The organism is Mycoplasma sp. 4013, from assembly GCF_054353875.1.
The window spans coordinates 40,282-62,314 of the sequence record NZ_JBTHHK010000003.1 but is presented as its reverse complement, the minus strand read 5'-3'; the positions used below and the strand labels follow the sequence as shown (position 1 = coordinate 62,314).

General features: G+C 25.6%; 17 protein-coding genes. 16 read left to right on the top strand and 1 reads right to left on the bottom strand.

Annotated elements, in window-relative coordinates; genetic code table 4:
* Window positions 1-7 precede the first annotated feature (7 nt).
* The 9 genes from ACXYRO_RS01625 to ACXYRO_RS01585 all read left to right on the top strand — a co-directional run bounded on the left by ACXYRO_RS01625 (window position 8) and on the right by ACXYRO_RS01585 (window position 12,772).
* Window positions 8-1,768, top strand: a complete 1,761-nt coding sequence (locus tag ACXYRO_RS01625) for a NusA N-terminal domain-containing protein (protein WP_458614117.1) — start codon at window positions 8-10, stop codon at window positions 1,766-1,768.
* On the top strand, window positions 1,749-2,051 hold the full coding sequence (locus ACXYRO_RS01620; RefSeq protein ID WP_458597499.1) for a YlxR family protein: 303 nt from the start codon (window positions 1,749-1,751) through the stop codon (window positions 2,049-2,051). Before ACXYRO_RS01625 ends, ACXYRO_RS01620 begins: the two co-directional genes overlap by 20 nt.
* Window positions 2,026-3,831: a translation initiation factor IF-2 gene (gene infB / locus ACXYRO_RS01615; RefSeq protein WP_458607263.1), complete on the top strand. Its 1,806-nt coding sequence runs from the start codon at window positions 2,026-2,028 to the stop codon at window positions 3,829-3,831. The genes ACXYRO_RS01620 and infB overlap by 26 nt, the downstream gene beginning before the upstream one ends.
* A 163-nt stretch (window positions 3,832-3,994) precedes the next feature.
* Window positions 3,995-4,969, top strand: coding sequence for a hypothetical protein (locus tag ACXYRO_RS01610; RefSeq protein ID WP_458614116.1), 975 nt, complete (start codon window positions 3,995-3,997; stop codon window positions 4,967-4,969).
* 425 nt (window positions 4,970-5,394) lie between these two features.
* Entirely contained in the window at window positions 5,395-5,664 is a 270-nt protein-coding gene (locus tag ACXYRO_RS01605; protein ID WP_458607261.1) for a hypothetical protein, read from the top strand.
* A 105-nt stretch (window positions 5,665-5,769) separates the two neighbouring features.
* Complete coding sequence (locus ACXYRO_RS01600) at window positions 5,770-7,758, top strand: S8 family serine peptidase (RefSeq protein ID WP_458614115.1); 1,989 nt, start codon at window positions 5,770-5,772, stop codon at window positions 7,756-7,758.
* On the top strand, window positions 7,742-9,052 hold the full coding sequence (locus tag ACXYRO_RS01595; protein WP_458614114.1) for a hypothetical protein: 1,311 nt from the start codon (window positions 7,742-7,744) through the stop codon (window positions 9,050-9,052). Before ACXYRO_RS01600 ends, ACXYRO_RS01595 begins: the two co-directional genes overlap by 17 nt.
* Window positions 9,053-9,510: 458 nt before the next feature.
* Complete coding sequence (locus ACXYRO_RS01590) at window positions 9,511-11,499, top strand: S8 family serine peptidase (protein ID WP_458614113.1); 1,989 nt, start codon at window positions 9,511-9,513, stop codon at window positions 11,497-11,499.
* Window positions 11,483-12,772, top strand: coding sequence for a hypothetical protein (locus ACXYRO_RS01585; protein WP_458597488.1), 1,290 nt, complete (start codon window positions 11,483-11,485; stop codon window positions 12,770-12,772). Before ACXYRO_RS01590 ends, ACXYRO_RS01585 begins: the two co-directional genes overlap by 17 nt.
* A gap of 156 nt (window positions 12,773-12,928) precedes the next feature.
* On the opposite strand, the gene ACXYRO_RS01580 is transcribed toward ACXYRO_RS01585, so the two are convergent.
* Window positions 12,929-14,806: a ribonuclease J gene (locus ACXYRO_RS01580; RefSeq protein ID WP_458614112.1), complete on the bottom strand. Its 1,878-nt coding sequence runs from the start codon at window positions 14,804-14,806 to the stop codon at window positions 12,929-12,931.
* Window positions 14,807-14,995: 189 nt separating this feature from the next.
* On the opposite strand from ACXYRO_RS01580, the gene ACXYRO_RS01575 reads away from it, so the two are divergent.
* The 7 genes from ACXYRO_RS01575 to ACXYRO_RS01545 all read left to right on the top strand — a co-directional run bounded on the left by ACXYRO_RS01575 (window position 14,996) and on the right by ACXYRO_RS01545 (window position 22,033).
* Window positions 14,996-15,697, top strand: coding sequence for a hypothetical protein (locus tag ACXYRO_RS01575; RefSeq protein WP_458607255.1), 702 nt, complete (start codon window positions 14,996-14,998; stop codon window positions 15,695-15,697).
* Between the two features lie 209 nt (window positions 15,698-15,906).
* Entirely contained in the window at window positions 15,907-16,110 is a 204-nt protein-coding gene (rpmF, locus tag ACXYRO_RS01570; protein ID WP_435128492.1) for a 50S ribosomal protein L32, read from the top strand.
* Window positions 16,111-16,184: 74 nt separating this feature from the next.
* Window positions 16,185-16,778 carry a Holliday junction branch migration protein RuvA gene (gene ruvA / locus ACXYRO_RS01565; RefSeq protein WP_435128490.1) on the top strand — a complete coding sequence of 198 codons (594 nt, stop codon included), beginning with the start codon at window positions 16,185-16,187 and terminating at the stop codon, window positions 16,776-16,778.
* Entirely contained in the window at window positions 16,759-17,712 is a 954-nt protein-coding gene (gene ruvB / locus ACXYRO_RS01560; RefSeq protein ID WP_458614111.1) for a Holliday junction branch migration DNA helicase RuvB, read from the top strand. Before ruvA ends, ruvB begins: the two co-directional genes overlap by 20 nt.
* 114 nt (window positions 17,713-17,826) lie before the next feature.
* Window positions 17,827-20,265 carry a protein translocase subunit SecDF gene (gene secDF, locus ACXYRO_RS01555; RefSeq protein ID WP_458614110.1) on the top strand — a complete coding sequence of 813 codons (2,439 nt, stop codon included), beginning with the start codon at window positions 17,827-17,829 and terminating at the stop codon, window positions 20,263-20,265.
* Window positions 20,266-20,354: 89 nt separating this feature from the next.
* Window positions 20,355-21,380: a glycosyltransferase gene (locus ACXYRO_RS01550; RefSeq protein WP_458614109.1), complete on the top strand. Its 1,026-nt coding sequence runs from the start codon at window positions 20,355-20,357 to the stop codon at window positions 21,378-21,380.
* Window positions 21,380-22,033: an RDD family protein gene (locus ACXYRO_RS01545; RefSeq protein ID WP_458614108.1), complete on the top strand. Its 654-nt coding sequence runs from the start codon at window positions 21,380-21,382 to the stop codon at window positions 22,031-22,033. The genes ACXYRO_RS01550 and ACXYRO_RS01545 overlap by 1 nt, the downstream gene beginning before the upstream one ends.

The window sequence follows — 22,033 nt, the reverse complement described above, 5'->3', positions numbered from 1 at the left end:
GGAACATATGGCAGAAAATAAAAATATTGTTATTGACAAAAGAATAAATGAAAAAAATCAGTTATATCAAATGATTAACTCATATGCAGAATCTAAAAATTTTGACTTTGATACCATTTTAAATATCTTTAAAGAAGAAACATTAAAAGTTATAACAAAAGATATAGATCCTGATGCAGAAATTGATTTTATAGTTAATCACGAAGATAAGACTATCACATTAATCAAGCATAATATTATAGTAGTAGATGATTCAGATGAAATTGTTTTTGAAGAAATAAATGAGAAAAATAGTGAACCAGATTTACAGAGATTATTATTTATTCATATTAAAGAAGCGAAAATTTTAAATCCGAATATTCATTCAGGTGATACAGTTGATATAATTTGAGATTTTGGTTGAATCAGTAAAAAACATCGTGCTGCTATAGAAAACGGGTTTCGCAGTGAGTTAAAATTTGTTGATAAAGAACGTATAAGCAATATTTTTGCTAATAAAATTGGTCAAAAATTTCATGCTAAGGTTTTATCAACTATGGTTCGTGGTGGATTTTTAGTGGAAATCTTAGAAGATAATCGCTTATATAAAGCTTACTTATCGAAACATAAATTAAATCGTTCTGAACCGATACATCCTGGTTCAGATATACAGGTTACATTAGAAGGTATTAATTTAGAAAATAATCTCAATGTTTTAGAAGTTTCGATGATTGATCCAAACCAAGTCCAAGAAACTTTAAAAACTCAGATATCTGAAATAGGTAGCGGAGATATCGAAATTGTTAAGGTGCAAAGAATACCAGGAATTCGTTCTAAGGTTGCTGTAAGAGTTAATCCAAATCGTAACTTTAACTACGATATTGTTGGTTCAATTTTTGGTGAGGGAGCCAAACGCATCATTGCTGTATCTGATATTATTAAAGAAAAAATAGATATTATAAGGTGATCTGCAAATAAATTAGAATATGTTAAAAATGCATTATCGCCTGCTAAAGTAATTGATGTTGTTTTGCACAAGAAAACTCAAAAAGCCTATGCTATAGTTGAAAAAGAAGAATTTAAAACAGCAATTGGGCGCAGTGCATTAAATATTGACTTAGCATCAAAATTAACTGAAACCAAAATAGAAGTTGTTGATGTTGAAAAAGCGATGCAACTAAAAATACCATTTAAATTAAAAGAAGTTAAAAAGACATTTGTTCCAAGAGAAAAATCGTTATTTAACACAAATAAAAAACCAAGAAAATCAAAACCAAATCAATATCTTAAAGATATCAATATTTCAATGGATGATTTTGATAAAGATGTAGCAGACTTTTATAGTTCAATGCGTATGCAGTCTAGCGATTCATTAATTGCTAAACAAAATACATCGGAAACTATTGATTCACAACAAAAAAATAAATTACAAAAAACAAATGATAAAATTAAACAATCTAGTGAAAGTATGTTTGATGATTTATTTGAAAAAGTTGATAACCAAATTCAATCTGATAGCGAGTTAAATAATTATGATTTTGTAGATGATATTAATTCATCATTTGATATTAACTTTGCAGCAGAAGAAGAAATAGAAGAATTTCAAAATAGTATGCAAAGTAGTGATAAACCAAAAGAATTTAATAATAAAAACCAAATTAAAAAAGAGAAAAAAGTTATTACTGAATACAAGAAGATTAAAGACTTTAAAGTTGATAATGATTTAATGAACTATGGCTTAGATACAGATATTAATTTTGATGATTTAGATGATGAATGAGAATCTTAAAAACTTTAATCGTAAATGTATCGCGACTAACCAAATAGTAAATGTTAAGGAAATGTTGCGTTTTGATTTTAATCGCAAAGCAAATACAGTTATTTTAGATAAAAATCAAAATATGAAAGGAAGAGGTGCTTATTTTATTCCATCTTTTGAAAATTGGAATAAAATAAGAAGAACTAAAGCATTAAATCGTACCTTTCGTACCAATGTCACTAATGAAACTTACGATGACTTGGAATCACAAATTCAGGAGGTGATCAATGTCAAAGAAAACACATCGGATTAGTAATGTTGCTGAAATAAAGCAACAACTACAAACAGCAAAAACTGAAGTAAAAGATGGAGTGTTTATTTTTACAGGTAAAATGACTATCGGAGATTTTGCTAAAATTACTCGTATTAATGCAAACGACATAATCAAAAAATTCTTTTTACAAGGTAAAATGTATAATCTTAATCACATTTTATCCGAAGAAGAAATTGGTGAAATTTGTTTAGAAAATAATTTAGACTTTCAAAAAGAAACAAATGTTGATGGATCAAACTTTTTAGATGAAGTAAATTTTGAAGATAAACCAGAAGATTTAATTCATCGTAGTCCAATTATTACAGTGATGGGTCATGTTGATCATGGAAAAACCACCCTAATAGATAAAATAAGACGATCGAATATTGTCGCAACCGAATCAAGTGGGATTACCCAACATACCGGAGCATATCAAATTGAACATAAGAATGCAAAAATAACTTTCTTAGATACTCCAGGGCATGAAGCATTTACTAAAATGCGTGCTCGTGGAGCGAAAATTACTGATATTATTATTTTAGTTGTTGCAGCAGACGATGGTGTAATGCCTCAAACCAAAGAAGCGATTCAACATGCAAAGGCAGCTAATGTTCCTATTATTGTTTTTGTCAATAAAATGGATAAGCCTAACAAGGATTTAGATCGTTTGAAGGGAGAGTTAGCAGATAATGAAGTTGTAATCAATGAATACGGTGGAGACACTCAAATAGTTTATGGATCAGCGATAAACGGTGATGGTTTAACTCAATTATTTGATGAAATAACCTTACTTGCTGAACTTTTAGATTTAAAAGCTAATCCAAAACGATATCCAATTGGAACAGTTATCGAATCACGTGTTGATAAAGGTGCTGGTGCAGTTTCTACAATAGTAATTGAAAATGGAACATTATATAAAGGTGACTTTATTGTTGCTGGCTCTAAATATGGAAGGATTCGTTCTTTAACTGATACAAACGGACACCCTATTAAAAAAGTTTATCCAGGTATGCCGGCAATTATAACAGGATTAAATTATGCCCCTGATGCTGGTGATAAATTTATTGGATTTAGTGATGAAAAATTTGCAAAGAAATTAGCTAACGAAAAGGCTTTTTCTGATAAAATGAATTTATTGCATGATAAATCATTAGTAAATGCAAATTCAGATGGTAAAAAAATAATAAATATTATAATTAAATCAGATGTTCACGGGACTTCTGAAGCTATCAAAGGACAAATAAATGGGCTTGAAAATGATGAAGCAATTATAAAGGTTATTGCTGCATCTGCAGGGTTTGTAAGCGGAAATGATTTATTACTAGCACAAGCATCAAATGCTATAATCTTCGTGTTTAACCTAAAAACACCATCAAATATGAAACAAAATGCTCAGGCACAAAATATTAGTATTATTGAGCATAATGTAATTTATAAGATAATTCAAGATTGTCAAAGTATTTTAGATGAATTAAAAGCACCAATTTATGAAGATTGCAAGATCGGTGAAGCACATATTATCAAGGTTTTCTTTTATTCAAAAGTAGGAAAGATTGCAGGATGTATGATGGATGCTGGTGTGGTTCGCGAAAAATGTAAGGTAAAAGTATATCGTAAAGGAAAAATAATTCACGAAGGACAACTAGAAACTTTACGTCGTGAATTAAATGATGCAAAAGAAGTTGTAAAAGGTAAAGACTTTGGTACACATATAAAAGATTTTAATGATATCCAAGAAGATGATGTTTTAGAATTCTATGAAGAAGTAAGAATTAAATAAAAATTGATTTAAAGTATAAATATGTGAAAAATTAACATATTTATTTTTTATCTAGAAATATTTATATACCAGAAAAATTATAAGAATGTTTGAATTGCTAAAAAAGACTATAATATAGATATATATCAATTATGGAGCAATGTTTAAAAAACATTAAATAATTATGAAAAAAAGTGTTAGAAAAATTTTGGTTTCAGGTGGTTCTTTATTGCCTTTAATAACAACATCGGCTGCTATTTCATGTAGTTATCGGAAAATTAACGATGAAAAAATTAAGGTTGGTGGAACTGATAAACAAACCCCAAGTAAAAATGATAAAATTTCACCTGTTCAATCTGTATTAGATTTACAAAAGAAAATCAGAACTGAAAATAACGAATTCTTTAATAATAATCTTACAAAATATAAAGCATATGATAAAGCAAAAAACGAAGGAAGAGATCAGTCTGATTTAGATAAAATTCTTTCTGCATCTGAAGTGAAAAGATTCGAAAGTTTAGTTCGTAATTTTTCGCAAGCAGTTAGATCACAAAGCAAAAAGAATTTTGATAATTTATCATTCTTTAATGAATATCATCCTGCAATTTATTTTCAAAAGGAAAATGAATATATATCACTTTTAAACAAAAATGAACTTAATAAAAAACACGATTTTTATCGTTTATCTACATCAAAAGATGAAGCAAGTGTTAATGAATACAAAAAATATGAAGCTATAAAAGAAAATTTTCAAAAAATTGGTACTCTTTCAAATATTGATGATATAGTTTTTAATAATTTAAATTCTTATCAAGTAGGTCGAATTAAAGAATATGCTCAATTAGTAGCAAATAGAAGCTTAGAAAATTTACTGCATAATAACAATGTATATTATTATTTTACAGATAATTATGCAAGGAATATCGATGCTTATAGTTTTAATTTAGATAGTATTTTAAAGAAAGTATATCTTATTAATTGATTTATGCCTAACAGCGAAAATGTTCGTAATTCACATCGTCCAATTGCTTTGTTTATCAGTGTTCCTAAAAGCGAAAATTATCAATTGTTTGATAAAGATAATGAAATGGTTAGAAATAAAACATTTTTTGTTACCAACTGATCAAGGTATGATGAATTAACATCTGATAATTTATAGTTCATTAGCAAAAAAACCGAGAAGTAAAATTTCTTGGTTTTTTTTAATAACAAATATAAAAAATTTTGTAATTTCACTTTTTTATGTTATTATAATTATAGATAAGGTTAAAAAAGGATGAAATCTTATTAAGGTAAATAATTAAATATAATAAAACCTACCTTATCAATTTAAAATTAAAAAATGGAGTAAAATGGTTATTGAAAATAAACTGATATCAAAATTTATAAACAATTGAGATTATAAACCGAGGATATTAAAGTATCTAAATTTATATGATGTTAATAATAAATTATATTTATCAATATTTAATAAATTAATCAATGATATAGTAAATAAGATTAAAAAAAGACTTAATAGATATAAACAAATCAACTCAATTTAAAAATTTAGTTGATGTTTTAGTATTAAAATATGTATTATAAATGAAAAAAAGCGATATATATCATTGAACCTATCCGTATCAAACCATTAAATATCAAACTAATAACAAAGAAGTTGTATTAGCAGAAATTTCAGATAGAATATTTAGTTTTAATTCAAGCAGGTTATATCTATATAATCTACTTTGACTTGATGATATTAAATCAAATTTAATTTATGAAGTTATTCAAATACCAAAGGATTATAGTGTGGAATTTGAAGGTATATTAAACTTTAAAGAAACCAATGATTTTTTAGTAAAACAAAAATAATATTAAAAGAAATAATATATTAGGTGGAGTGGAATCTTGCCTTTATAAAAAATATATTAAATAAAATAGTTAAATAATGTTATCAATCAAAATAAAAGGAGTAAAATGAAAAATAGAAGAAAATTTTTATGAGCATTAGGTATGACATCGACTATTGTCTTACCTATTGCAATCGTATCAACACCAAATACAAATAAAAACATCCAATGATATGAAAAAGCAAATGATCTAAAGTTAGAAGTTAGAGATTCGTTTGGTAAAAATTATAATCTTAATTCAAGTGTTGAACAAATAAATAATGATTATGAGTTAAAAGTTTTATTAAATCATAAATATTTAACCAACTTACAAATTAATGATGAAAAATATATAAAAGAACAAAACCAAAATTTTATTAATTATGTTAAAAAAATAGGATTAAAATTTCTGAGTTCTACTTCAAGCAGAATCTCACCGATAGTATGATTTTATTTTCAAAATGAAGATAATCGTAAAGAATTTATACATAAATTAAATAAAGATAATCAGGTTAATAGATTTATTCTTTATAAAAATGATATAACAAATATCAAAATACCTGTAAAAGAAATTTATGAATCTCCTGATAATTATTATTCATACAGAGATGATCTTTTCAGATATGAAATCAAAAATAAATATCAAATTTATAAAACAGTAAATTTTGAAAAACAAAATCAAAAAGATCTAAATAGTCATACCAGTTACAATCAAAATAATGTAGGTGTTATGGAATATAGAGGACAACTTAATTATTCGACTACATATAATTTTTTCAAAAATAATAAGTACGTTTTGAATCAATATACAGAGACAAAAGAAGATGTAGATGATCACGGTATTATTGTTTCATCTATTGTAGGTGGCAAGGAAGGTTTTGATAAGAAAGCAAGTATTTATTTTACATCTTTTGATGGCAAAAATAGCGACTGACAAAAAAGACTTGAAGATTTAATTATAGATAAAGGTATTAGAGTTATTAACCATAGTTACGGAAGTGGTCTTAATTTAAGAGAAAAACTTTACGGTGAAGAAAGTTATATAGTTGATTATCTTTCTCGAAAATATGGTGTTGTAAATGTATTTTCTGCTGGAAATGGTAATGATGGCAGAGGAATGAATTGAATAAATAAATATTCATTATCTTACAATTCAATTGTTGTAGGTGCATTAAATAAGAATTTAGAAGCAAATATAAAAGACAACCGAATTGCATCATACTCGAATATATTAATTGACCCAAGTAATGGTGATGTTGCAAAACCATTTATAACTGCACCTGGAACGTTTGAATTATATGAAGAAAAAAATGGAACAAGTTTTTCTGCACCAGTTATAACTGGATTATTATCTACATTATTAAGAGAGAAAAAATTAATATTAGATAAAGATGAAACTAGAATACCTGCTTTAAAAAGTATCCTTAGTGCTTCTGCTATATCAACAAACGATCCGAAACAACTCAATAAATCTAATGGTTTTAGCAATTTATATGGATCAGGTATACCTGACTTTGAAAATATGAAAATAGCCGCAGATAATTTAAGTATATTAAAGATCAATTCATCCGATACTAATGATATTCTTAAAAGATCAAATTCGATTTATTTAAATTCAGGCCAAATATTAAAAGCATCGTTATCATGAATGTTTAATGCAGGTTTATTAAAGAATCTTGAAAATAAACCAAAATACAATTCAAATGTAAATTGATGGTGATTTTTAGGTCCAATCGGTGGTTTAATAGCTAACAAAGTAGAGTCAGATCGTGTAAAAAGAGAGACATCAGAATGAGAAAAAACCCACCACAAATCAGATTGATTAAAAACAGATGAAGTATTAAAAAAACAAAAAATGAAATTTTCAGATTATGATTTTATCTTAGAAAAGTATGAGTATAATAAAGGTTGAGTTGAAGTTGCAAGATCTGAATCTTCAACATCTAATGATGAATTAATTGAATATAAATCAGATGGTTCAGGAGAATATAGATTAGTAGTAAGGAAATATAAATCAGCTTTATTTGATAACTCAGTGGATGATATTTTAGCATATACATATGTTGTTCAAAAATAAACTATTTAAATTTATTTTCGGTACTACACCTATTATTACTATTATTGCATCTGCATGTTCAACTTCAAAACACGATAATAAAAATTCAGAAACTCAACAAACCGAACGTAACCTTGGATATTCAATAAATTTACTAAGATTAAAACAACAATCACAAGATATTAAACTAAATAATTCACAAATTTTTGACCAATTTATTCCTTACAAAAAAGATCAATGAAGTGCTGTTAATTATTTTAATCAACCACTTTTAATTAAAACAAAAGATGAGTTTATTAAGAATGTTGTAGGTAAGGTTAATGAACTTTACCAAAAATATAACTTAAATAAATCTATGAGTGATGAAGAAATAACAAAAACATTTGAAGATGATTTTTTAGATGCTAAAAACATAGATGATATATTAAAAACACAAAATATTTTAATTTATGAGCAAACCCCGTATCAAATCCCATCTTATCTAGATTATCTTGTTTATGATGCGGAAAATGATATGGGGAAAATCAAAATTTTTAAAATTCTACCTGGTTATTATTTAGATGTTAAACACCTTTATATTTATTATACAAGAAAGATATTTACAATCTTTAAGTTACCTAAAAACAAGGATTATGAAATTAAAGAATTTCCTAATGACCAAATAGATCAGTATATTAACAATTTATCTAATGAATTGCATTACAAAAAAGACGATTTTATTCTAGGGGACAAACAAATTGACATAAAGTTACTTATAAATAAAGCGCAAATTAGGCAAGATATAATATATAAACCTGTAGAATTTTTAGGTGAGTTAACAAATGATATACTTGCTCTAATACCATCAACTACTGAGTATCTGAAAATAACTAATGAATCAGAATTTAACAATCAGTTTTTAGACAATATATATAATATTTCACAAAACTTACATCTTAATCTGTCTAAACAAGAAATTAAAAATATTTTTCAATCTCAATATTTAAAAGCAAAAGACCTTTCAGATATACTTACTAATAATAATTTATATATTCGTATTATAAAAGAAAAAGGTAATATATATCATTTTACTTATCCGTATCAAACAATTAAATATTATATTAATAGCAGAAATAAGGAAATGACATTAGCTAAAATATCAGAAAGAGTGTTTGAATTTAATTCAAGAAGAAGTGATGATCAAAATAAGGAAGCAAGTGATGTTAAAGTAAATCTCATTTTAGAAGTTTTTCAAGCACCAAATGATTATAGTATTAAATTTAAAGGTGTGTTAAATTTTAAAGAAACTAATGACTTTTTGGTAAAGCAAAGATAAAATAACAAGAAAACCTTGTTATTTTAAATTTCATCATCTTCGCCATAGTCATCAGCGGAGCAAACATCAACAAAAATTTCTTATCTCAAATAATTAAGCATTTTTTGTGTTTTTTTGTTATTTTTAATGATTCCTGCTTTATTATCTCCTTTGCATTGTCTATTTTCATTTTTAGTGTTTGTGAAACTAATCCTGATTTTCTAAAACAAAACATTTTTTGTCAGCAAATGATCTAGGTATGATGAATTAACATCTGATAATTTATAGTTAAAAAGAATAAAAACAGGAAGCGAAATTTTCTTGGTTTTTTTAACGAATATAAAAAATTTTGTAATTTTACTTTTTATGCTAATATAATTATAGATAAGGTTAAAAAAGGATGAAAATCTTATATGGTATTTAATTGTTTTGTTATAAGAAAAAATGCCTTATCAATTTAAAATTAAAAAAGGAGCATAATGAAACATAAAAGAAAGTTCTTATGTGTACTAGGTATAGCATCTACTGTTGTTTTTCCTATAACCATTGTATCAACACCAAGGAATGTAACTAATGTTCAATGATATGAAAATTCAACAAATCCAAAACTACAAATAAGAGAATCTTTTGCTAGAAATTATAGTATTAATTCTTCAACACCACAACCTGATAATCATTTTGAATTAAAGGTTCTATTAAATCATAATTACAAAAATCAAAATCAAATCAATGATGAAGATTTTATAAAAACAGAAAATCAAAAATTTCTTGAGCATATGAAAATGTTGAAAATAGATTTTTTAAATTCTGTTATTAGCAGAATATCACCTATTGTATGATTTTATTTCAAAAGCGAAACAGATCGCAAAGAATTTATTTCAAAAATAAAGGATAACAAACAAGTAAATAGATTTATATTGTATAAAAATAATCCAGAATCAAATATGATGCTGATGACAAAATTTAGTGAAATTGATACTAGAATATTAGGTGGTGGATCTTATTATAATCACCATAATTATGATATTAAGAATATAAATGATGTTTATAAAACCGTTAATTTTCTAAAACAAAACGAAAAAGATCTTAATAGTCATGGTGGATATAATTTAAATAAAATAGGTATTTTGGAAGCAAATAGAGCACTACAAAAATGAAAAACTAATAATTTCGACAAAAACAAAGTTGAAATACTTAACGAATATAATGTGAACAATGATCATGGTTTAATTTCGACAATAATAGCAGCAGGAAAAGAAGGTTTTGACAAAAAAGCTAGCATATATTTTTCATCATTTTATAATACAAATTCTGATTGACAAACAAGATTAGAAGAAATGGTAATTGACAAAAAAATAAAAATCATAAATCACAGTTACGGAAGTTTTAATGAAGAAAAATATAAGTATTATGATGAAGAAAGTTATATTCTTGATTATTTATCAAGAAAATATGGTGTATTGAATGTAATTTCAGCTGGAAATGGAAATGATAATCAGAAAATGATGAAGTGAATAAATCAATTTGGTTTATCATATAATTCAATAGTTGTTGGTGCACTAGATAAAAATTTAAACGATAACATAAAAGATAATAAAATAGCATCATATTCTAATGTTTTAATTGATTCGAGTCACGGTGATATAGCTAAGCCTTTTATAGCTGCACCAGGCTCATATACATTAGCTAACGGACAAACCTGACAAGGAACAAGTTTTTCATCTCCTGTTGTTGCGGGTATGCTATCAACATTATTACGAGAAAAACCTTTATTAGACAATGATTTATATAGAATACAAGCATTAAAAAGCATCCTTAGTGCATCTGCTGTTTCAACAAATGATAGTGATCAAAAAATAAAGACTAGCGGTTTTTCAAATAAATATGGAGCCGGAATTCCTGATTATGAAAATATGATAAAAGCATCAAATCATATTAATTATGCAACAGTTAAATATAATAATTCAGCTGGTGTAATAAAATCTACTAATTCTTTTTTTACTTCAAAAGGAAAAACAATAAAAGCATCTTTATCATGGATGTTTAATGCAGGTTTATTAAAAAACAAAGAAAATCAACCAGCATATAATCCTAATGTTAATTGATGATGATTTTTAGGACCTATTGGTGGAATAGTTGCTAATTCTATTGAAGTTGACAGATTAAATAAGGAAAGTGAAAAATGAAGCATTAAGCATCGTTCTAATGATTGATTAAAACATAAAGTGGTATTGAATAGACAATCAGAAAAGTTTTCTGATTATGATTTGTATTTAGAAAAATATGATAAAATTCAAGGTTGAATAACAGTAGCATCTTCTAAGTCTATTTCATCAAATGATGAATTAATAGAATATCATACAACAGAAGATGGTGAATATAGATTAGTAGTGAAGAAATGAAAATCAGCTTTGTTTGAAAATTCTGTTGATGATGTTTTAGCGTTTACATATGTCATTCAAGAGTAAATTATTAAAATCACTACTTATCTCTACACCAATATTCACTGCTATTGCAGTTTCATGTTCAAATAAAAAAGATTATTCAGAAACTGTTTCTACTGATACACCATATTTAATGGATTTGCTACGACTTAAGCAAGTTCAACAAGGAATTGTTATGAATAATTCTGAGCTTTTTGATCAATTTATAGATAAAAATAAGATTTCAACTACTCCGATTTATTTTAGCAAGCCTACATTAATTAAATCTAAATCCGAATTTAATGATACTGTTATAAATGTTATCAATCAAACATACCAAAAATTTCATATGCAAAAATTATTGTCGGACAATGATATTTTGCAAATTTTTGAAAAAGATTTTTTAAATAACCAAAGCTTAGAAAATGTATTAAATGATAATAATATCCTTATATATCAAGATGGTGATTTATTTGGCACTGAATATTTAGAATATCTAATTTTTGATCATATCAGCAGCAACAAAGTAAGTATACTAAAAACAACTACAGGTATGGATTTACCTGTTTGAACTGCTCTTTCACCTTACTTACCTATATTTACTGTGTTAAAAATACCAAAAAACAAAGATTACACAATAACTGAACTTGATAAAACACAACAAAAAGTGTTAAAAAAAAGATTGTATTATGAACTTAATTATAAATTTACAGATTTTATAGTTCGTGAATCGTTTGAAAGTTTAACAAATCTGATAAATAATATTCAGATAAAACAAAGTATAAATTCTAAAAAAATATTATTTTTAGGAGATTTAACAAATCGATCATTATCTAATATCGAGCAAACAAAGCAGCCATTGATAATTAACACAACAGAAGAATTTAATCAAAAAATTCTTCTACCACTATTAAATACAGCAAAAGAACAGTCATCTAATTTAACTCCATTAAATATAAAAAATAATTTTGAAGAATTATTTTTATCTGGGAAGAAAATAGAGAATGTTTTGAGAAAAAATAAACTCATAGTTCATATAAGTAAATCACTTGGTCAAATATTAAACTGAAATTTTCCTAATCATCTAGTGATAAATAAGGAGAAGAATAATAAAGTCCATATTTCATATGTAAGTCAACGAACCTTTAATTTCAATTTTTCAAAATATGATTTTTTTAGTATACCAAATGCTTCTGAACAAAAGGCAAGTCTAGTTTATGAAGTATTTTTTGTTCCAAAAGATAATGAAGTGCTATTTGATGGAGAAATGAATTATAAACAAGCAAATGATTTCCTAGTTTTACAAAAAAAATATTAATGTTAGAATAAATTAATCAAATATTTGATTTAAAAATTCTAAAAAATATAAAAATAAATATTGATAAACATAAAGAATTGCGAAAAAGATTAATATAATTGGTTATTAATCTTTTAGTCCAACTCCAAGATAAAATAACAAGAAAACCTTGTTATTTTAAATTTCATCATCTTCGTCATGATCATCATCTGCACAAACATCACCAAAAATTTCTTGCTTTAAATCATCAAGCATTTGTTTTTGTTTTTTGTTGTTTTTTATTATCTGTGTTTTGTTTTCGATATGGCAAAGTTGTGTATCTGATTTAGAATTAGTAAAATTAATTTTACATTCTTTTATCCTTTCATCAGCTGTTTCTTCGGTAAATATAATTGTAGGAATAATAATTGGTTTACGACGTTTTTCTTTATAAAACAAATTAGATAATCTATCGATAATAACTTTTTCTAAATCCTTGGTGGTTCAATTATTCGAGTTTTTGATTTGATGTAAGATTGCTCCGTGACTAATACGTCGAGCTTCATCTACTAATTCTTTGGATGTTTTAACAAAGAAACTTCCACGAGTGATAATATTAGGTCTACCAATAATCATATTTTTTTCTTTATCTATTAAAAATACTATATTTACAAAACCAGATTCTTTCAGCATCTCCCTTTGTTTAATAATATTTGCATTAATTGTTAATACTTTATTACCATCAATATAAACTGGTCCAAAATCAACTTTCTCATTGGTTTTATAGATATTTTGATTCAACATATGATATACATCACCTTTTTCTAAAATCAAAACATTCTTTGGATTTATACCATTTGATATGGCTGTTTTTCCATGTGCAACACACATTCGGTATTCACCATGATAAGGAAGAAAGTATTTGGGTTTAGTTAGTCTAAAAATTTTGTCATGCTCTCATTGATATGCATGACCAGACGTATGTAAATAACCATCAATACCATTTTCTTTGATTATTGCTCCTAGTTTATAAAGTCGGTTAATAAGTAATTCTACAACCATACGATTTCCAGGAATTGGACTTGAGGAAAATATAATTACATCACCTTTGGTTATTTTTATAGTAGCATGTTTACCATAACTCATCCTTGATAAAGCTGCTAATTGTTCTCCTTGTGATCCGGTGGTTAAAATTAGTAAATCCTTATTAGGTGTGCTTGCAAGTTGTTTTTTATCGATTAAAACATCATCGTTAACATTTATATAACCTAACTTGCGGCCAATTTTCACTCCTTGTATCATTGATCTTCCAAATGTAATGACCTTTCTACCTAACTTTTGAGCTAGTTCGATAATAACTTTAACTCTTGTAAGGTTTGATGCAAAAGTTGTAACAACAATTTTGTGTTTTGCATCAGTAATAATACGTTCAATGTCAGTCAAAATATCACTTTCACTTGGTGAGTGATTAGGACGCATTGCATTAGTAGAATCGGATAAAAGTGCTGTAAGTCCTTGTTTTCCGATTTCATCGAGGCGGGCAAAATCTGTGTAATTACCAATTGGAGTATAATCAAAACGAAAATCTCCAGTACACATTATTGAACCATTTGGAGTTGTAATTCTGATACCAAAAGCATCTGGAATTGAGTGTTGTGCAGTTCAAAAATCAACTTTACAATTATTATCAAAGTAATGTACATCTGATTTATTTATCTCGATAAATTCGATATTTTTATTAATTTTATGTTCATCAAATTTTAATTTTAAATATTGAATTGCAATTCTTGGGGCAAAGATTTTTTTAATATTAACTTGTTTTGCTAAATATACAACTCCACCAATATGATCTTCATGCCCATGAGTGATAAAAACACCTTCAATTATTTTATTAGATTGCTTTAAATATTCATATCTAGGTACAATCCCTTTGATACCAGTATTATAAGTATCAGCGAATTTAATTCCTGAATCAATGATAAAAATATGATTTAAATATTCTATTATAAGGGTAGATTTACCTATTTCAAGTAAACCACCTAAACCTAAAATTTTAGTAGGAATAGTATTGTTCATTTATGCTCCTGCATTAATTTGATAAGCTATTTTTAAGGAAATATTATAATTTTGTAAATAAGAATAATAATTATTAATATTTATATCATAAGATTTATAAAATAAAAGTAATTAGACTAAAAATATCAAAAATTTAGTGAATTTATATCAAATGATATAATTATAAAAACAAAAAGATTAAGGAAGAATATGATAGGTATAATTTATTCGATGATTTGATTTCTGATACCTTATAACAAATTTGTATCAGATTATATTAGTTTTAGTTTATATCGACTTAAGAATGCTAAAGCAAAGATTGATAACAAAGTTTTTGATTTCTTGTATCAAAGAATTAAATTATATATTAAAATTCTAATTTTTATAACAATAATCAGTGTAATTTCGTTTATTTCTATTTTGCTCTTATTTATACTGTTAAAACAAAAGATTAACACAAATTCATACGATACTTTTAATGCAGTTATGATAACTTTATTGGTGCTTTTTGGAATTGATTTGTTTTTATACACGAATTCATTTTTTACCTTTAAAAGAATGCAAAAAGACTTAAAAAAATATCGTGATTATAATAATAAATTAGGAAAGAGCAATCTTTTATATCATAAAATACTAGATAAAAGAGAGAACACACAACTTAATTTCCGAAGCAACGGAATATTTGTTTATGCAAAAGATTATGATATGCAGCAGAAAAAGTCAGATTATTTTTACAAGATACCATTATCTAGGCATTTTCATTATCCAGCCAAAATATTAACAAAAATCAAAGATATTCAAACCCGAAATTATGTGTTTATTTCACAAGATTATAAAACTTTATTTTATAAAAACCAACCCGTTGTCTCAGGGATGTTTTACGATTTATATCAAGATACATTAAAATACTAACTATAATTATCTTCCAGTTGTATTTTTACAACTGTAATATAGTTAAAAAAGTAAAAGTTAATGTTTTTGAAAGAATCTATTAAGTATAAATTTCATTAGATAAAAAACATAATTTTTTATTTCTATTTATAATCTTTTTTAATATAATTAAAAAGCTTTCAATTATTAAGATAATTTTTATTAAAAAAAAACCACAAAGGAGGAAAACCATGGCTATTGTACCAAAACGTAAAACATCTAAACAACGTAAACACAAAAGACAAACACACAGTGCTTTAACATTACCTAATTTAGTAAAATGCAGTAACTGTTCAGAAGCAATTGAACAACATGTTGTATGCTGAAATTGTGGTTTTTACAAAGGTGTAAAAGTTAAACACTATGTTGCACAAAGTGACAGAATTCAGAAATAGTAGCATTTGCTATTTTTTTTCGCCTTTTTTAGTTTGTAATTAGTTCTTTTTTTATATATATTGTGGAGGAAAAAATGATACTTTATAAAATTGGTGAAATAGTTCACAAAAATAAAAATAACTTGATATTTGAAAACAAAGGAGATGGCTACATTGTAACTGTTCCAAGTATAAATCGCTTTGAATTAGGACAAAAATTGAAAATATACATTTATGAACATTCAACAGATTATCTACATAATTTCTATGGGTTTAAGGAATTTAAAGAAAGAATCCTATTTATGGATTTACTAAATGTAGATAAAGTAGGACCAAAAGTAGCGATTATCATCTTAGATAAAGGTTGAGAATTAATAGCAAATGCAATTGCACAAAATAATTGAGAAGAAATTGCAAAATGTCAATTTGTAAGTGAAAAAACAGCACGACTTATATGCTTAGAATTAGGTGATAAATGAAGAAAAATGGTTGATAAAAGCATTCAAACTAATTCTGAATCAACTGCAATGATTAATGAATTATCAAACACATTATCAACATTAGGATTCAAGAAAAAACAAATTGATTATGCGCTTTTAAATATTACTGAGAAAAAAGACTTTGATAAGATGCTTGAAGAAAGCATTGGTTTAATTACTGGAAATAAAGATGGAGAAATTAGAGCTTAGACCTCAAAATTTTGATGATTTTATAGGACAAAATCATTTAAAAAATACACTAAAAACAATTATAGAAAGTTCAAAAGTCCAAGACAAAGTACTTCCACATATACTTTTTTATGGTTCACCCGGTATGGGTAAAACAACATTAGCTACAATTATAGCAAATGAATATGGCAAAAGCATTCATTATGTTCAGGGAGCAAATATTGAGAAGAAATCTGATTTAATCAGTATGCTTTCTGTAATTAACGAAGGAGATATATTATTTATTGATGAAATCCATAGTATTAATAAAGCAGTGATTGAATTTTTATATAATGCAATGGAAGATTTTGTTTTTGACTTAATCATAGGTGTAGATGGTAATTCTCGATCGATGCGTATGAAGATAAAACCATTCACTTTGATTGGAGCAACTACTAAAATTAATGAAATAATCCAACCACTTAAGGATCGTTTTGGCTATATTGGTAGAATTATTAATTACACAAAAGATGATATTATACGAATTCTTGAGAATACATGTACCAAATTGAATATAAAAGTTGCAACTGAAATTTTAGAAATTTTATGTGAATATTCAAGGTTAACACCTAGAATTGCAAATCACATCATTCAACGTGTTCACGATTTTGCTATCTCTCATAATAATGGTATTATTGATAAAAAGATTACTAAGAAAACTTTAAGAGGTTTGGAAATTTATAAATACGGATTAACAAACGAACATATTCAGTATTTAGAAATTCTAAAGGATGGTTTTGATCAAAATAGTGTGTCATTAAACACTATTTCAGGTCTAACTATTCGAGAAAAAGGCGATATCCTAACTGAAATTGAACCGATTTTGCTTTATCTTAATTTAATTGAAAAAAGTTCACGAGGAAGGAGAATTACATCTAAAGGGATTGATTACTTAATTTCACAAAAAATATTATAACAAATACTAAATCTTACTAAAAAAAACCATAAATTGTGGTATATTATATTTATGAATAATATGAAAAAATTATTATTTTCAAACAAATTTTTTAGATCCATAATAAGTATTTTTATGCTCATTTCTGCAATCATTACGATTGTGTTTGGTAGCATTTTTTATATTGGTAAATCATCGAACACATCCATAGATTACACTAATGGGATTAAAACTGTTATATCGGTGAAATATAATGGTAATTTAGCAAATGCTTCTGAAACAGAGAAAGTTAATGTAGATATTGCAAAGAGAATTAGTGGTAGCAATGTTACAACATTATCCGATGGTTATTTGTTGGTAAATAAAAGCGGAAATTTTAACGATGATGAAAAATCAAAATTTGAACATCAATTGGTAGATAAACCAAGTTTATTAATTACGGATTCTGATTTAAGACCATTATTCTTAGAAGGTAAATATAATTCTAATCTTAGTTTAGATACTGCTGATTATGATAAATTATTCCCACCATTTAAAAAAGATGGTGCTAGTTATACACCTTCAAATTTTGATAATTCAAACTTTATATCTATTGCTGTTTCAGAAAATTCAGAATGGGCACAAGCAACTGAGGGTGTATTAAGATCGAAAGATAAACATATGCTTTTTTGACTTAATTATAAGGATTTAGAATTAATTGCAAAAAATGATGCATCAGGTTGACAAAAAGCAAACAAAAATCTTTGAAATTATGTACATGTTAATGAACGTGTTAGGGAACCAAATGCACAAAAAGATAACTTGATTAAAGAAAACCTTAAAAAATATTTTATCGGTAGTTTATTGATTAACCAAAACGGACAACCAATTCGTCTATCAAATAATTATACAAATAATCAAGCTACAGATTTGGCAAATGAGATTAATTTTGCACTTGATGATTATAAATTAGATCTTGTTTCAAGTGTATATGCTCATCAAGAAATTGATAATTCTACAATGTTTTATACAATGATTGCTGCAATTACTATTTTTGTAGTTCTTTCTATCTTTATGATAGTTAATTATGGTATTTTAGGAGCATTAAACACTATTTCTGCAGCGTTATATATTTTCCTAACATTATTAATCTTTACAGCATTACGAGGGGAATATTCACCATACACCTTTATTTTTGTTATTTCTAGTTATTGATTCTTTTTGGATACTAGTATTTTACTTTTTGATCGAATGAAGCATCGGATAAAAAAAGGAGATACTCAGAAAAAAGCAATCAAAAATTCATATCGCGATTCAGTTAGGTCGATTGTTGATACGAATATTTTAATCCTAATACTTGGTATATTTACCTATTTCCTTGGACAAAACACATTTAATATTGCTTCGGTAATATATGTAATCGCTTCAGTCTTTTTAGTTTTTGTTGTTTTAATATTTAATAAATATACTCTTGAATTTATAATAAATAATGGTTTTGAAAAAAAGAATTGAATTTATGGAATTTATCGAAAAACAGACACATTACCTAAATCAAACTTTTCAAAAGTTAATTGAATAAAAACATCTAATTACTTAATTATTTTTATTTTCATTATAATAGTAGTTGGATTAATTGTTTTTATTGCTTTATCTACAGTTTATAAAAATACATTAGCATCATTTAGCATTGATACAAATGCAGGTCGTGGAACAATGTTTTTTATTACTGATAATTATAATAATTCGCATTTAGGTTTATCCAACTCAATTGCAAAAGAATTAGTAAATAAACTAAATGAAAATTCAGAACTGAAATCTTATAACATAGTATATAACATAGCAAGAAATTCAAATTATGATTACTATAGCATCATTGCAACATCTAAGCAAAATTTATCGGGTCAAGAAATTATCCAGATTCAAAAAATAATAAAAGGTGCAACCGATGTAAGTTTAAAAATTGATTTTATCAAACTTTCTAACAAAGAACTCAGCAAATCATTAGTTATTTCAATTATTTTATTTGCTATTTTCTCTGCATTAATTGTAATTTACTATATTATCCGAATTGGTATCACATATGCTGTAGCAGGTTTGTTAGGATTTATCTTATTGTTTTTAAGTCTATATGCAATTTTATTCATTACTAGAGTACCATTAAATAATTATGTTCTAGTAGCATTCTTAATCTTGGAATCAATATATATTTATATTACAACTAATTTATTTGCTAACATCAAAGAAGTAATTCGACATAGATACCATCAACACAGTTTGTCAAAAACGGATGTTAAGTTAGTTATAAACGATGTAATTAGCAAATCGATTACTAAGTTTATTTATCTGCTCATAATAATAATGATCACTTTAATCATTTTAATAGCTCTTAATAAAACAACAAACCTATGATTTGGTGTCTTTATGTTGCTTGGATTATTAATATTACTTATATCAAGTTTATTTGTTACAACAAGATTTTTTGTATTCTTTGAACAAATACATCAAAGAATTAAAATCAATCGTGATGCATGTGGTTATTGAGAAGTTAATAAAACAGAAGAGCAAGTCTTCAATGGGATTAACGATTATAAATAAAAATGACTTTTCACAGTTTGAAAGGTCATTTTTAATGAATTTATGCATAAATATGATAAAATTAATGTTATAGTAAATAAGGAGTTCAAATGAAGCTTTCATTGATTTCGCTTGATAATAAATATAAAAAAGATGTTAAAAAATATTTAAAAGATTTAGTTGAACAAGATAACCAGGATTTTGAGGTTATTTTATGCCTTAATCATAGCAATGAAGAAGCACAAGTTGTGAAGGTAATTAGTGAATATTACGACTTCTTTAAAGAACGCTTAATTGTTATATATAACAGTAAAATTAATTCATATCAGTATAACTTACTTAGTGCTTTTAAACTCGCTAATGGTGATTTTATCGCTGTAATAAATAGCAAAAGTCATCTAAAGAAAAATTATGTTTCTGAAATAGTCAATCAAGCAAAATTTTATGATGTTGATATATTAGAACTTAAACCAAGAATAATTGGTTCTATTAGTTGAAAACCAAAACTTCGACAACAAATTGATAAGTCTGTTTTAATTAGCAAAAATAAATCAGTAATTGCATATGCTTTCCCTTTTATTTTTAATAAAATTTTCAAAAAACAACTAGTAAAAAAGGTAATAAATTATATTCCTGCAAACAATTATGATACTAAAATGTGTATTGAAATAAATTATATTTTATTATTAGAAGCAAAAACTTATATGTATTTAGATTACAGAATATATCGTGAATATTTTGATTCTGATATTTGATTTAATACCAAATATTTCCTTGGTAGTTTTAATGGAATAGAAAAATGAATGCTAAATAAACCAATTGAAGATAGATGTGCTGAAGAATTTATATATGCTAAATCCTATTTTATTAAGTTGCTTTTAACTGGATTTTTAACTGGTACTTCTTTAATGTATCGTACAATTTTCTTTAATGAAAGAAGTATAATTAAAGAAAAAAGAAGTAAATTTTTACTTGATAAACATTTTGAGTTATTAACGAAGTTAGAAAACCAATTTTGTGCAAATAATTACGATTCATCAAATCCATATATAAGAAAAGCATCAACTGAAGCTTCACTGATTTTATCTGATAGCAAGAAACTTCGCAAAATACCTATTTTGTCAGCATTAGAATAATGTATCAAAATGTTAATTTTTTAAGAAGATTTACAATCGATTTAATAAATTTTATTATTTATGCAATAGTTATTTATTTAATCTTTTGAGGATTTTCACATAATTCAGTTATAAAAGAAAAAATAAATGCTTTAAATTACTATTTAGCATTTGTTATCGCAATATTTTGATCAAATTTATATTATTTCTTTTTCCCTTGACTAACAAAAGGAAAAATGTTCGGTGAATATATTTTTAAATGTAAAGTAATTGACACCCACAGTAAAGTATTTAAGATAAAAATGCTCTTAAAGAGAAATATTATTGCTGCATTTTTTATATCATTTATTTTTTTATTTTTTCTTGCGACCATTTATCCATCTGATATAAAAGTTACAGATAAAAAAATCCCACAACTCAATGAAAGTATCAAGAATAATATTGCTATTAAAGTTAGCACTACCTTATTTTCTATACTTGGTTTTACTAAATTTGCTAATTATTTTTTATTAGTTTTTTGAAAAAAAAGACTTTCATTAACTGATTTTTTAACTAACTCAAGAGTGGTTTTTAATAAACAAATTGAAGCAACTTCAAACAATCAATATATATTAGAACCATTTCGCTATCAATGAAGACAAATATATCGTAGTGATCAATTTAACTTACCATAA